The organism is Hymenobacter sediminis (assembly GCF_003231285.1).
Classification (GTDB): domain Bacteria; phylum Bacteroidota; class Bacteroidia; order Cytophagales; family Hymenobacteraceae; genus Hymenobacter; species Hymenobacter sediminis.
In genome coordinates, this window is record NZ_QKNS01000002.1 from 510,452 (window position 1) to 525,476 (window position 15,025).

Below are 15,025 nucleotides of genomic sequence, written 5' to 3' on the forward strand. Positions count from 1 at the left end.
GCCATCTGGTGGGCTAACGGGGTAGCAGCTAGGCCTCGCCTATTGCGCAGGCTACCCGTTGAGCCAGCCAAAAGGGGTTGGTGTTCAATGGTTGAGCTTGTTGTAACCTCAAGAATACTATTACTTGCACAGATACAGATTGATAATTCGCTCCGCGCCGGAGTGCCCCGACGGGCGTCGTGGGAACATGCGGTTTTATTCTAGCGGCCACCCATGCATACACCCGACTCCTCAACCACCACTGCTGCGGGTGGCGCGGGCGAACTGCCAGAGGGAAGCAGCCGGGCCCTGCTAGACCTCGTGCCGTGTGGAGCGGTGGTATTGGCTCCCGACGGCACGGTGGCCTACCTCAATGCCCCGGCCGCGGCGCTGTGGGGAATACCGGCCTCAGCCGCCGTAGGCCGCCTACCGGCCCAGGTACAGCCCGCCGTATTGCCAGCCGAGTTGCTGGCGGCTTTAAGCCGGCCAGATAGCACCCCCGCAGATTACTGGCTGCCCCATACCCAGCAGTGGATTAGCCTGCGCATAGAGCCTACCCCCAAAGGGCAGCGCTGGGTGTTCTGGGACAACGTGACGGACCGCCACCAGGCCGAGGTGGCTCGTCAGCGCAGCAGTGAGCTATTGCTGGCAGTGGAAGAGGTGGCCCACACCGGCTCCTACGATGCCGACCTGGCCACCGGGAGCTTTTACTTCTCTGACGGCATGTACCGGCTTTTTGGGGAAGCGCCGCAGTCGTTCGTACCCACGCTGGATTTTATCGATGCCCGCTCGCACCCAGCTGACGCGGCCACCGTGCGTCAGGTGCTCGATGAGGCCGTGCTCACCCGGCAGCCCTACACCTACCGTCGTCGCATCCGTCGTGCCGATGGCCAGCAGCGCACCCTCGAAGCTCACGGCGAAGTGCGCTGCGACGTGACTGGCACCCCCGTGCAGCTCAGGGGGCTGGTGCAGGACATCACCGAGCGGGTGCAGGCCGAGCAGGAGCTGCGCGCCAGCCACGAGCTGCTGCAGCGCACCATCGACAGCTCCCTGGACTTGGTACAGGTCTTCGAGGCCGTGCGCGACGAGCAGGGCTCGGTAATCGACTTCCGCTGGGTGCTCAACAACAACGAGGCCAAGCAGCTCTACGGCGACGTCATCGGTCAGCGCCTGTGCCAGCGCAACCCCGGCGTCATCGAGGCAGGCATCTTCGACACGTTTAAGCAGGTGCTGGAAACCGGCGTGCCCGACCAATCGGAGCGCCACTACCGGCACGAGCAGTTTGATGGGTGGTTCTACCAGTCCACGGTGAAGCTGGGCGACGGGGTAGCGACTACCACCCACGACATGACTAGCCGCAAGCAAGCGCAAGAAGAAATTCTGCGCCTGAAAGAAGAGATAGTCCAGCACGTCCAGGACCGGTACTACTCGCTCTTTCACACCATGGACGAGGGCGTTTCCATCCTGGAAATCATCTACGATGAGGCCGAAAAGCCCGTGGACCTGCGCTGGGTCGAGGTCAATCCGGCCTTTGAACGCATCACCGGGCTGCGGGGCGTAGCGGGCCAGCTGACCAGTACGGTGGTACCCACCGAGCAGCACTGGCTCGATGCCTACGACAGCGTCATCAAAACCGGGCAGCCGCTGCGCTACGAGAATTACCACGCGGGCATCAACCAGTGGTACCGCACGCACACCTCCCGCATCGGGGGGCCGGAAAGCCGGCTGGTGGCAAACATCTTCGAGGACATCACCGAGCGCAAGCAGCACGAAGCCCGGCTGCGCCACGCCGCCGAGACCGAAACGTTCCGGCTGCGCCTGTCCGATGCGTTGCGTCCGCTCAGCAGTCCGGTCGACATTCAAGCTGCCGCCGCCGAAGCGCTGGGCCAGCACCTGAGCGTGGACCGCGCCTACTACGTTGACCTGAACTACGACACCCAGGAGTTCATCGTGGCCCGCAACTGGCACCGGCCGGGGGCGCCCAGCCACACCCGCCGCTACCCCCTGAGCGACTGGCCCATGCCCTGGCTGCTGGATGGCCACGCCTGGGTGTGCCACGACGTGGATACCGACCCGACCCTACCCGAGTCGCAGCGGGCCAACTACCGCAGCAACGACATCCGCGCCGCCGTGGTGGTGCCCCTCATCAAGCAAGGGCGGCTGGCGGCCACGCTGGTTGTCAACCAGAACGCCCCGCGCGCCTGGACCCCGTCGGAGGTAGCCTTGGTTGAGGAAACGGCCGAGCGTACCTGGGCCGCCGTGGAGCGGGCCCACGTGGAAGAAGCCCTGCGCACCAGCGAGGCCACGCTTGCCGCGGTGTTCGCCGCACTACCGGTCGGCGTTGGCCTGCTCGATGATCAGGGCCGGCTCACGCTGGCCAACCACCACATGCAGCGCTACCTGCCCACCGGCGTGATGCCCTCGCGCGACGTGACGCAGTACCCGCGCTGGTACGCTGAGCGTCCGGATGGGAGCCCGCTCCCGCCCACTGAATTTCCTGGGGCCCGCGCCCTGCGGGGCGAGGAAGTAGTGCCGGGCATTGAGATGCGCTACACGCCGGATAATGGCCCGGATGTTTGGACCAAGGTGCTGGCCGTGCCATTTATGGACAGCCAGGGCCAGCTGGCGGGCCGCGTCACGGTCGTCCTCGACATCGACGAGCAGAAGCGCACCGAACAGGCGCTACGTCATTCGGAGGAACAGTTCCGACGGTTCGTGACTACCAGTGCCGACACGTTCTACCGCATGAGCCCCGACTGGCAGCAAATGCAGCCGCTGGATGGCAAGAACTTCTTTGCGCCGCACAACGATGCCCGCACGCCCTGGGTGCAGCGCTACCTCCCGGCCGAGGACCAAGCCGCTACGTGGGCCAGCTTGCAGGCGGCCATTGCCGCTAAACAGCCCGTTGCGCTGGAGCACCGCGTGCTGCGCGCCGATGGCACCGTGGCCTGGGTATCCTCCCGGGCTATGCCGGTGCTCGATGCCCGCGGCGACATTGTGGAATGGTTTGGGGCCACAACGGACATCACTGCGCGCAAGCGGGCCGAGGCCAACCTGGCCTTTTTGGCCGACGTTAGCCAAGACTTGGCGCAACTAACCAGCCTGGACGACACGATAAACCAGCTGGGCGCGAAGATCGGCGCGCATTTTGGGCTGTCGCGGTGCTTGTTCGTTGAGATTGACGATGTACACGAGGTATGCTGGGTAGCTTACGGCTGGAGCAGGGAAGGCGCCCTGGATATTCCTGGCCAGCACCGCATCGACGACTTCATCAGCCCCGAATTCCAACGGGCCTCGCGCGCCGGGGAAACCGTCGTAATTGATGATGTCTTCGCTGACGCGCGCACTGAGGGTGAGCAGTACGCCGCCTTCCAGATTGGGGCCATGGTGACCGTGCCGCTGCGGCGAGGCGGGGAGTGGTATTTCCTGCTTGGTTTCTACGACACGAAGCCCCGCCACTGGCAAGCCGACGAGCTCGCGCTGATGCGCGAGCTGACCCACCGCATCTGGACGCGCCTGGAGCGAGCCCGCGCCGAAGAAGCGTTGCGGCAGTCGGAGGAGGAGTTTCGCACGGTAGCCAATCTGGTGCCCGACCTGCTCTGGCGCAGCAACGCCCAAGGCAACACCACCTGGTACAACCAGCGCTGGTACGAATACACGGGCCAGACGCCGGCCGAAGCCGGCGCGTACGGCTGGGCCGACGTCATTCACCCCGACGACCAAGCCCAGTCGGCACAGCACTACCGCGAGGCGATGCGGACCGGGCAGCCCCTGCAGCAGGAGCACCGCATCCGCTCCGCCGCGGGCGAGTACCGCTGGTTTCTGGTGCAGGCCCTACCCATCCGCGACGAGCAGGGCCGGGTAGCGGAGTGCTTCGGCGCGGCCACCGACATTCACCCGCGCAAGCTGGCTGAGGCGGCCATGGTCGCCGACAAGGCGTGGCTGGAGCGCGAAGTAGCCGCCCGCACCCACGAGCTGCAAGCCAGCCACGACCTGCTCCAGTCCGTGTTCGACACCAACCTGATTGCCATGTCGGTGCTGGAAGCCGTGCGCGACGAGGACGGCACCATTCTGGATTTTCGGCTGGTGCTGGCCAGCCAGCAGCTGGAACGTGAAACCGGCCGCACCGACCTCGAAGGTAAGTTCTACGCCCAGGAGTACCCGGGCATCCGGCTGGTAGGCATCTTCGACCTGATTGTGCACACGGTGGAAACCGGCGAGCCCCAAGGAATGGAATACTACTACCCCCACGAAGGGTTCGGCAAGTGGTATGCCTGTCAGTTTGTGAAGCTCGGCGATGGGGTAGTGGCCACCAACCTCGACATTACCGAGCGCAAAACGGCCGAGCAGGAACGCCTGAAAAATCTGCGCTTGCTGGAGCAGGCCGAAGCCGTAGCTGGGCTAGGCAGTTGGGACTACGACCTGGATACGGCCACCATGCGCTGGTCCGATGGAATGTACCACCTCTTTGGCTTGCCCGTGGGCAGCCCCACCGCACCCAGCCACTACCTCAATGCCGTGCTGGACGAGGACCGACCCCGCGCCGAGCAGCTGGTGCAGCGCCTGACGGCTGGCCAGGGCTTTGAGGAAACCCTGCGCCTGCGCGTGGCAGAGCAAGTCAAAACTCTGCGCATGAAGGCCGTAGTACTGCCCAGCGAGGACAGTCAGCCGGCGCGGGTGCTGGGGGTAGACCTGGACATCACGGAGCTGCAACAGCTCGAAGCCGACAATCTGCGCCTGCGCCTCACCCAGCAGCACGCCTTGTTTGAAGCGGTACAGGCGGCGCAGGAAGAAGAGCGCAAGCGCATGGCCGAGAGCCTGCACAACGGCATCGGCCAGATCCTGTACGCCACCAAGCTCCGCCTCGACCGGCTGCCGCCGCTGAGTACGGACCCCAGCCTGACAGCCGCCCGCCAAGAGGCCGAGCAGCTACTCGGGGAGGCTATTTGCCAGACCCGCGCCCTCTCCCACGAACTCGTGCCCATGACGCTGGAAGAGTTCGGGCTGCCGACGGCCTTGCAAGACATTGGCCAGAAGATGAGCTCGCCGCAATTACAGTTGCGCAGCCACATCGAGCTCGACGAAGAGGCGGCTCCGCTGCCACCGGCCCTGCAACTGGCCCTCTACCGCATGGCCCAGGAGCTGGCCCAGAACATCGTTAAGCACGCCCGCGGGGCCACCGAGGCCACCCTGGAGCTGGAAACGATGCCGGGCTGGGTGCTGCTGCGGGCCGAGGACAACGGCCCGGGCTTTGTGCGGAGCCCCGCCCAGAGCAGTGGCCTGGGCCTGCGCAGTATCCGCGACCGGGTGGCCTTGCTTGGGGGGCAGCTGGAAACCGGCTCCATTCCAACCGGCGGAGCCTACGTGCGCATCCGTATTCCTTTGCCCCTTGTTCCAACCACTGACACGCCCCCGGCTCATGGAGGGGAATCAGGTGGCTACGGCTGACCTCTCTGTACTCTTAAGCCAAAACCGGGGGTAGGGCGCGTGGACTTTTGTTCTGTGCCAGAGGGCCCAGGCAGACTGAATAGGTTCTGGGTGCTGAGGGGGGTAGCAGAAACCGAGCGCCGGGTGAGCGGTAGCAGCAAGGCTAGCGCGCCAAAACCGGAACAAATGAAAAGCCCACGCCGGCCAGGGCATGGGCTTTCAACAGGGCAGAGGGGGTAGGAAAGCCGAACAGGCTAGAGCGGTTGGGCGGGCAATACTTTGCCGGTTACCTCGCCAAAGCCGATGCGCAGCCCGTCCCGCTCGCAGTAGCCGCGCATGGTCACGGTGTCGCCATCGAGCAGAAACTTGCGCTCTGAGCCGTCGGAGAGGGGTAGGGGGCGGGTGCCGCGCCACGCCAGCTCTAACATAGACCCGAGCGAGTCGGGGGTAGGGCCCGAGATAGTGCCCGAGGCGTACAAGTCGCCCACCTGCATATTGCAACCGTTGGAGGCGTGGTGGGCCAGTTGCTGGGCCATGCTCCAGTACATCAGCCCGAAGTTGGAGCGCGACACGGTGGTTTCCGGCCCGGCTTCGGGCTGAATGGCTACCTCCAGATTGATGTCGAAGTTATGCTGGTCGAGTTGGCGGAGGTAGAGCAGGGGCTCGGGCTCCTGCACCGGGCCGGCTACCCGGAAGGGCTCCAGAGCATCCAGCGTAACTACCCACGGCGACACGCTGCTACCGAAGCTTTTGCCCAGGAACGGCCCCAGCGGCACGTACTCCCAGCTCTGAATGTCACGCGCGCTCCAGTCGTTGAACAACACCAGCCCAAAGATGTAGTCCTCGGCGTTCTGCACCGGCACCGTGTCGCCGAGCTGGGTGCCGCGGCCTACCACGAAGGCCATTTCCAACTCAAAATCTAGCTGCTGCGAAGGGCCAAAAGAAGGTGCCGGAGCATCAGGGGCCTTGCGCTGCCCGTTGGGCCGCCGGATATCGGTGCCGCTCACCACAATGGAGCTGGCCCGGCCGTGGTAGCCAATGGGGATGTGACGCCAGTTGGGCAGCAGGGCGTTGGCTGGGTCGCGGAACATCATGCCCACGTTGGTGGCGTGCTCAATGCTGCTGTAGAAATCGGTGTAGTTCTGGGGCTTCACGGGGCGTAGCATCCGCACCTCGCTCTGGCGCACAAGGCATTCGCGCATTACCTCATCGGAGCGCAGAGCATCGTTGTCGTGGCGCAGCAGCTCCGAAACGCGCTGGCGCACGGCCCGCCAGGCCGGCCGACCTAAGGCAATAAACTGGTTCAGCGAGCGGCGCCGGAAAATCTTCGGCATCTTCGGCCCTAGCTCCAGATCCTGAAAAAAGCCGAACTGTGACACGGCGTATAAATCCAGCACGTACTCGCCGATGGCCACGCCCAGGCGCGGCCCACGCTCCTCGGTTTCAAACACCCCAAAGGGCAGGTTCTGAATGGGAAAGTCGCTGCCAGGAGCAATATCAATCCAGGAATGCAGGCTCGGGTCGTTGGGGTTAGCCATAGAAAGTAGGGTAGTGGATGGTCCGGCAAAGGTAGCGGGGCCACGGGAATGAGGCCCCACGCCCGGGCTCATCCGAAAATTCCGCAAAGCTGCTACCTTGAGCCGCTGCTCCTGTTTCGGCTTACCGCCACAGGCCCGCGCGTGGCAGCCTTATTAATTCATTTGCCGCTGGTCGGGTTCACGACACTAACAATGCGTTAAGCTTCGTCCATATAAATGCTGTCTATAGCCTTATTATAACAAACTGCGATAATGAAATTTATCAAGCGACTATTTCTGGTAATTCTATTTCTGGTAGCTATTGGGTTGTTGTTCCGCGGGTGGTTATACAGACACTTGGTGACGTATAGATCTATTGGTCAAAGGACAACCTATTCAGTGACAGATGCCAGGCTTATTGAATACATAAACGAAAATACTGATAAGGCTATCGATAATAATATTGAACAAGTTGTTAAAACAGGTCTTTCAATAACCTCGAAGCAGTTAAACTTTACTGCAGCCAAAAACGACGTGGACCCAAACAAACTTATTACGTCCAAGTCAGCACATTGCGTTGGGTATGCTGCATTCTTCGCTGCAACTTGTAATCACCTGTTAAGCAAGTATAATCTGACACACACATGGACGGCAAAACCCCAGGTAGGACAGCTTTACTTTTTTGGTACTAACATTCACAAGTATGTAAATACGGCCTTTTTTAAAGACCACGACTTTGTGATAATTGAGAATAAAAAGACAGGAGAGGTTTATGCAGTTGACCTACAGTAGATGATTACCTGGGAATTGATTTTGTGACCTATAAAAATGGTCAGCAAGAAAGAATAGCAAGTAGTAGGTAGTGTCGGTTTTTCTTGTCTATATGTTTATAATTATAGTTGATAATTCGCTTTTATGTAAACGCATAATGCTGCTTGTTTAAATAGTATAGTACTACACGACTAACTCGAATATTTGATAAAAGAAGTCACATGACTGAGAGCAACAAAGCCGTTTTGGAAAAGGCAAACGCCGCCGTCACTGCGGGTGACAACGAGGGTTTTCTGTCTCATTGCACTGAGGATACCAAATGGGTATTTGTAGGCGAGAGAGTACTACAAGGCAAAGAAGCCGTTCGGCAATGGATGAAAACGGCGTATGCAGAGCCACCCAAGTTCATGGTCGATAACCTGATTGCTGAGGGTGATTTTGTTACCGCAATCGGCAAAATCAATCTGAAGGATGAAGCAGGAGAGGAGGCTAGCTATGCATACTGCGACGTATGGCGCTTCCAAGATGGCAAAATGGCCGAGTTGCAAGCTTTCGTCATTAAAGCCTAAGAATAGAGCCTCTTACGGCTTAGCCAGAGTTAACAGAGGGTTAGCCGTTGCTACCCCTGCCAAGCGTTTTAACTCTAGACTAATAAAAAGGCCGGCTTCTCAGAAGAGAAGTCGGCCTTTCGACTATTGGAACTCGGAAAATTAGAACTGCGGGGTAGGCACCGGGTTCGGCTGCACGGGGCGGCCAGTCTGGCCAGCGGGCTGCTCACCCATGGGTGTCACGTTGATGGCTTCTACAGCCCGGATTTCCGGAACGGCTTTCTTTACCGATTCTTCTACCCCGGCTTTCAGCGTCATCGGCGACATGGGGCAGGTGCCGCAGGCACCCAGCAACTCTAGTTGGAGCACCATGTCTTCGGTGATATCCAACACGCGCACGTTGCCTCCATCGGCGGCGAGGTAGGGCCGGATGGTGTCCAGGGCCTGCTCGATGCGGGAGAGAAGCGGGTGGTGTTCTACGGCGGCGGAATGCGTCATGGAGCTAAAATTGTGCTGCTGATCCTGTCAGAAAAGAAGAGAATAGCAGCGGAGTACTTTACCAAAGGTAACGCTTTTGGGGCGTATGAGGGCAACACTTGGTTCGGCCGTAAAGTTGCCTGTTGCTAGGGTTGAGCTTACGCTAACCCCCGGGCAGAGTTGCTGGCCGCTGGTAGTTCTGCGCCAAGCAGGACTACCAGCGGTCAGGTGCCGGCATCTGCTTATGACTGCATCTGCACCACGTTGGTGCGAGGCGCCACGGCGTTGCGGATGGAAACCTGGCGGGCCAAGTCTTCGGCCAGCTGTTCGAATACGGCGGCTGCCGGCGAACCGTCCTGCAGGATGGCAGGGGTGCCTTGGTCGCCGTTTTCGCGGATGCTCTGCACCAGTGGAATATGGCCTAGCAAGGGCACTTCGTGCTTGGCAGCCAACTGCTGTCCGCCGCCTTCGCCAAAGATAAAGTACTTATTCTCGGGCAGCTCGGCGGGAGTGAACCACGCCATGTTCTCCACGATACCCAGCACCGGCACGTTGATCTGGGGTAGGCGGAACATTTGCAAGCCTTTCTCCGCATCGGCCAGAGCTACTTTCTGGGGCGTGGTCACGATGAGTGAGCCAGTGACGGGCACCGTCTGCACCATGGTCAGGTGGATGTCGGAGGTTCCGGGAGGCATGTCGAGAAGCAGGTAGTCCAGCTCACCCCACTCCACTTCCGTAATGAACTGCTTCAGGGCCGAGGAGGCCATGGGGCCGCGCCACACAATAGCCGACTCGGCCGGGGCCAGGAAGCCAATGCTCATCAGCTTCACGCCGTGAGCCTCTACCGGCTGAATCAGGTTGCGGCCCTGCTCGTTCTGGTACACGTGCGGGCGGGCATCCTCTACCCCAAACATGAGCGGCATGCTGGGCCCCGAAATATCGGCGTCCACGAGGCCTACTTTGGCGCCGGTTTTGGCCAGGGCAATGGCCAGGTTAGCCGTCACGGTGCTTTTACCCACGCCCCCCTTGCCCGAGGCAATGGCAATAATGTTCTTCACACCGGGCAGGATGTCGTGGTTCTGGCGCATGGTGGTCACGCGCGAGGTCATCACAATCACCACCTCCGCATCTTTATCTACCATCGTATGGATGGCCCGCTCGCAAGCATCGTGAATGAGCTGCTTGAGAGGGCAGGCGGGGGTAGTGAGCACCACCGTAAACGACACTCGGTTGCCGTCAATTACTACGTTCTCAATCATGTTGAGCGTCACCAGGTCTTTGCCTAGGTCAGGCTCCTCCACGTAGCTCAGGGCCTTGAGAACGTCTTCTTTGGTTATGGTTGCCATTATAGTCAGGGGAAGAAAATGCAGAAACGAAGCGCAAAGATAACCCGGAAACCGGGGCGGAAGTTGCTAGCAGTTCCAGATGAAATTGGCGAACCCTTGTGCGAGCTGTAGGGGGTAGGCGTACCGGGTTTGCTGACATACTGCCGGGTAGGAGGCAGGATGCGGCAAGTAAGTGCTTGGTCCTACCTCCTCCGATTTGCTCAACCCTTAGGTTACAAAAAAGCCCCTCCGCATGGAGGGGCTTTTTGCTGAATACGGTTATTCTGCCGGCTTACTTCCAGCCGCCACCCAGGGCCCGGTACACATTGACCATGGCCGTGAGCTGCTGCAGCTTGGTTTCAGTAAGGTCGAACTTGGATTCCAGAGCTTCCCGCTGGGTTAGGAGCACCTCCGTGTAGTCGGCGCGGGCAGAGCGGAACAGGCTGTTGGAAATGGTAATGGACTGGTTCAGAGCCTCCACGGCCTTGGCTTTCTCGCCGTAGCTTTTATCGAGGTTATTCAGGTTGGCCAGTTGGTTGGCTACCTCCACGTAGGCCTTCAGAATGGTCTGCTCGTACTGGTAGGCCGTCTGAATCTGGCGGGCGTTGGCGCTGGAATACACCGCATTGATGCCGTTGCGGTTTACCAGCGGCGCTATCAAATCACCCCCAAGTGAGTACAGCATCGACTCAGGGCTGGAGAACAGCAGGCCGGGCTTGAAGGCACCGAAGCCGGCCGAGCCCGTGATGCGCAGCGAGGGGTAGAAATTGGCCCGCGCTACCTGCACATCGAGCTTGGAAGCCGCCAGGTTCTGCTCGGCCTGCCGGATGTCGGGGCGGTTTAGCAGGAGCTGGGCCGGCACCCCGGCCTGAATGGTGGCCGGCACGAAGCTGTTGAAGGAGGCATCGTCGCGGACAATGGCGCGGGGGTAGCGGCCCACCAGAAAGTTAAGCCGGTTCTCGGTTTCCACGATGCGCTGCTGCACGTTGTATTGCAGGCTCTGGGTATTGTGTACCTGGGCCTCGAAGCGGCGCACAGCCAGCTCGGTGGTGCGGGCAGCTTCCTTCTGCAGGCGCACAGCTTCCAGGGCATTGCTTTGAATGGCAATGTTCTGCTTCACAATGGCCAGTTGGTTGTCGAGGGCCAGCAGCTCGTAGTACGAGGTGGCAATTTCGGCAATCAGATTGGTCACCATAAAGTTCTTGCCCTCCACCGAAGCCAGGTAGCGGTTAGCCGCCGCCTTCCGGGAGTTGCGCAGCTTGTGCCAGATGTCCACCTCCCAGGTAGCAAAAGCGCCTACCTGGTAATTGGTCAGTGGGTCGGGGTTGGGCTTGTCGGGCTTGATGGCCACCTGCTCTTCTGTGGCACCCTGCAGGGTGTAGCGGCCGGGCCGGTCCGCATCGGCGCGGGCGCCTAAGCCGATGAAGGGCAGGTACTCGCCCTTACGAACTTGCACCTCGTTGCGGGCAATCTGAATTTCCTGCAGGGTGATGTTCAGCTCCTGGTTGTTGTGCAGGGCGGTGTCAATCAGAGCTACCAGGTTGGGGTCAGTGAAAAACTGTTTCCACTGCACCTTTCCCGTGGTGTTCGTCGAGTCCTGGGTGCTACCCGTGTAGGAAGCCGGAACCGCGCGGTTCTCGGTTTTCTGCGTCAGCTGTGGGGTTTTGCAGGCACCCACGGCCAGGGCCAGGGCGGCGGCGCTCAGGCCTTGGTAGATGCGTCTTTTAAGCATGAGCTTCAACTTCTTCAACTAAAACGTGCGGCTCGAACTCTGACAGCGGGTGTTCATTCTCGTCGCTGATCAGCTTGCGGCCATCGGCCAGAGAACCGAAAATGTAGTATAGGCCGGGCACGATGATGACCCCGAAAACCGTCCCGAACAACATGCCGCCCAGGGCCGAGGTACCAATGGTGCGGTTGCCGATGGCGCCGGCGCCGTGGGCAATAACCAGCGGAATCAACCCGGCGATGAAGGCGAAGGAAGTCATCAAGATGGGGCGGAAACGCACTTTGGCGCCTTCAATGGCCGCGTCGCGGACGGACATGCCTTCTTCGCGTTTCTGCACCGCGAATTCTACAATGAGCACCGCGTTTTTCCCCAGCAGACCTACCAGCATCACCAGGCCCACCTGAGCGTAGATATTGTTAGCCAGGCCCATGCCCTTAATGAGCAGGAAGGAGCCGAAAATACCGGCTGGCAAGGAGAAAATAACGGCCAGCGGCAGCAGGAAGCTTTCGTACTGGGCGGCCAGCACCAGATACACGAACACAATCACCACCAGGAAGATGTAGATGGCTTCGTTGCCCCGGCTTACCTCGTCCTTCGAGAGGCCACCCCAGTCGATGTCGTAGCCGCGGGGTAGGGTTTTGGCTGCTACCTCCTGCACCGCCTTGATGGCCTCACCCGAGCTATAGCCGGGGGCCGCGTCGCCGCGAATGGAGGCTGTGGGGTACATGTTGTAGCGGTTGATTTCGTTGGCACCCTGGCCCTTCACAATCTTCATGAAGGCCGAGAATGGCACCATTTCGCCCTTATCATTCTTCACCCACATATCCAGGATGTCTTTGGGTAGGCGGCGGTACTCGGGCGAGGCCTGCACGAACACCTTGAAGAAGCGCTGGTACTTGATGAAGCCCAGCTCGTAGGTCGAGCCTACCATAATGCTCAGCGTGTTCATGGCATTGCCGATGCTCACGCCCTTCTGCATAGCCAGCTGGTTGTCGATCTGCAGCTCGTACTGGGGGTAGTTAGCTGAGAAGAAGGTAAATAGCCCGCTCAGCTCCTTGCGCTTTTTCAGCTCGGCCATAAAGTCCTCGTTCACCTTTTCCAGCGCCTTGTAGTCGCCAGTGCTGGTTTTGTCGAGTAGCTGCAGCTGGAAACCACCAGCGGCGCCGTAGCCTGGAACTGCTGGCGGCTCGAAGAATTCGATGGTCGCGCCAGGAATCTCCTTGGCCTTTTCCTCCAGCCCTTCCACAATGTCATGGATAGATTGCTTGCGCTTGTCCCAGGGCTTAAGGTCAATCAGCAGGGTGCCGGCGTTGGAGCCGCGGCCCTCGGTCAGTACCTCGTAGCCGGCCAGGGAGGAAATGCTTTCCACGCCGGGTACTTCCTTGGCCAGCTTCGAAAGCTGTTGCGACAGGGCATTGGTGCGCTCCAGCGTGGAGCCGGGCGGCGTCTGGATGATGGCGTAGAGCATGCCCTGGTCCTCGGCCGGGATGAAGCCCGAAGGGAGGGTAGAGGAGATGCCGAAAATGCCTAGGCCGAAGCCCATCAGAATCAAGAAGGTGATAAGGCGGCGGTCCACCAGCTTTTCCAGGAAGCCCACGTAGCGGCCAGTCAGGCGCTCGAAACCCCGGTTAAACCAGTCGATGAACCGGTTGATGGGCGTTTTCTTGCGCGGTTGGCCGTGGGTGTTCTTCAGGATCATGGCGCAGAGCACCGGCGTCAGGGTCAGGGCCACTATACCCGAAATGACGATAGACGAAGCCATGGTAATCGAGAACTGCCGGTAGAAAATACCCACCGGGCCGCTCATGAAGGCCACCGGCACGAATACGGCCGTCATCAGGATAGTAATGGCAATGATGGCGCCGCTGATTTCACCTACTACCTCGCGTACCGCCCCATAGGGCGAGAGGTGCTTTTCCTCCATCTTGGCGTGCACGGCTTCCACCACCACAATGGCGTCATCGACCACGATACCAATGGCCAGCACGAGGGCAAACAGGGTAATCATGTTGATGGTCATCCCGAAGGCCTGCATGGCAATGAAGGCGCCTACCAGTGAAACCGGCACGGCAATAATCGGGATGAGCGTGGAGCGCCAGTCGCCCAGGAACAGGAACACCACCAGGGCCACCAGAATAAAGGCGTCGCGCAGGGTGTGAATTACGTTCTCGGTGGATGCGTCGAGGAAGTTCGACACGTCGTAGCTGATTTTGTAGTCCATGCCGGGCGGCATGGTTTTCTTCAGCTCCTCCAGCTTCGCTTTCACGCTCTTAATCACGTCCACGGCGTTGGAGCCGTAGGTTTGCTTGAGCATGATGGCCGCCGAGGGGTAGCCGTCGAGGTTGGAGTAGATGTCGTAGAACTCGGAGCCCAGCTCCACGTTGGCCACGTCCTTTAGGCGCAGGGTTTCACCATTGGCGTTGGCCCTGATGATGACGTTCTTATACTCCTCCACGTCGTTGAAGCGGCCTTTGTAGGTCAGCACGTATTCCAGCGCCGAGGCCTCTTTGCCGTCACTGCGGCCGATACGACCCGGCGAGCCAATCACGCTCTGGTCGTTGAGGGCTTCCATCACATCATCCACCGACAGGTTGTAGGCCCGCATGCGGTCCGGCTTCAGCCACACGCGCATGGCGTACTGCCGAGAGCCCAGAATGCTGGCCCGGCCGATGCCGTCGATGCGCTGGATTTCGGGCAGCATGTTTACCCCAGCAAAGTTGAAGAGGTACCGCATGTCGGTATTCTTGTCTTTGCTGTAGAGGTTCACATACATGAGCATGTTGGGCACCACGCGGTTTACCACTACCCCCTCGCGCTGCACCAACACCGGCAAGCGGTTGAGCACCTGCGCAATACGGGTGTTTACGTTCACCACGGCCTGCTCCGGGTCAGTACCCAGGTTGAAGACAATCTGGATGTTGGCCTCACCCGCCGATACGGCGTCGGAGGTCATGTACTTCATGCCGGGCACGCCGTTGATGGCCTGTTCCAACGGAATCAGCACCGACTCGGTCAGCACTTTGGCGCTGGCACCGGGGTAGGCAGTGCTCACCATCACCATGGGCGGCGAAATCTCCGGAAACTGGGAGGTGGGCAGGGTATTGATGGCCAGTATGCCCAGGAAGAGAATGACCACCGATATGACGATGGCAAATACTGGCCGACGAAGAAATTTACTGAACATAACTGATGGTTTCAGTTGTCAGCTGCCGGTTGTCGGTTGTCGGTCCGTGCCAGGGCTTGTTCCTGACA

8 protein-coding genes are annotated in these 15,025 nt (G+C 60.1%); 3 read left to right on the top strand and 5 right to left on the bottom strand.

What is annotated here, in order from left to right; genetic code table 11:
* Positions 1-213 precede the first annotated feature (213 nt).
* On the top strand, positions 214-5,427 hold the full coding sequence (locus DNI29_RS08730; RefSeq protein WP_110977703.1) for a PAS domain-containing protein: 5,214 nt from the start codon (positions 214-216) through the stop codon (positions 5,425-5,427).
* Between the two features lie 233 nt (positions 5,428-5,660).
* Here DNI29_RS08730 and fahA read toward each other — a convergent pair whose 3' ends face one another.
* Entirely contained in the window at positions 5,661-6,944 is a 1,284-nt protein-coding gene (fahA, locus tag DNI29_RS08735; protein WP_202910399.1) for a fumarylacetoacetase, read from the bottom strand.
* A gap of 252 nt (positions 6,945-7,196) precedes the next feature.
* On the opposite strand from fahA, the gene DNI29_RS24915 reads away from it, so the two are divergent.
* Both DNI29_RS24915 and DNI29_RS08745 read left to right on the top strand, forming a co-directional pair.
* Positions 7,197-7,715, top strand: coding sequence for a hypothetical protein (locus tag DNI29_RS24915; RefSeq protein ID WP_110977704.1), 519 nt, complete (start codon positions 7,197-7,199; stop codon positions 7,713-7,715).
* 200 nt (positions 7,716-7,915) lie between these two features.
* Entirely contained in the window at positions 7,916-8,263 is a 348-nt protein-coding gene (locus DNI29_RS08745) for a nuclear transport factor 2 family protein (protein ID WP_110977705.1), read from the top strand.
* 141 nt (positions 8,264-8,404) lie between these two features.
* Here DNI29_RS08745 and DNI29_RS08750 read toward each other — a convergent pair whose 3' ends face one another.
* The 4 genes from DNI29_RS08750 to DNI29_RS08765 all read right to left on the bottom strand — a co-directional run bounded on the left by DNI29_RS08750 (position 8,405) and on the right by DNI29_RS08765 (position 14,957).
* The gene (locus DNI29_RS08750; RefSeq protein WP_110977706.1) at positions 8,405-8,740 is read right to left on the bottom strand and encodes a NifU family protein; all 336 of its coding nucleotides are present in this window, start codon (positions 8,738-8,740) and stop codon (positions 8,405-8,407) included.
* A gap of 221 nt (positions 8,741-8,961) precedes the next feature.
* Complete coding sequence (locus tag DNI29_RS08755) at positions 8,962-10,065, bottom strand: Mrp/NBP35 family ATP-binding protein (protein WP_110977707.1); 1,104 nt, start codon at positions 10,063-10,065, stop codon at positions 8,962-8,964.
* 271 nt (positions 10,066-10,336) lie between these two features.
* Positions 10,337-11,776 (bottom strand): TolC family protein, encoded by a 1,440-nt coding sequence (locus DNI29_RS08760; protein WP_110977708.1) that lies wholly within the window; start codon positions 11,774-11,776, stop codon positions 10,337-10,339.
* Positions 11,769-14,957: an efflux RND transporter permease subunit gene (locus DNI29_RS08765; protein WP_110977709.1), complete on the bottom strand. Its 3,189-nt coding sequence runs from the start codon at positions 14,955-14,957 to the stop codon at positions 11,769-11,771. The genes DNI29_RS08760 and DNI29_RS08765 overlap by 8 nt, the downstream gene beginning before the upstream one ends.
* Positions 14,958-15,025: the final 68 nt, after the last annotated feature.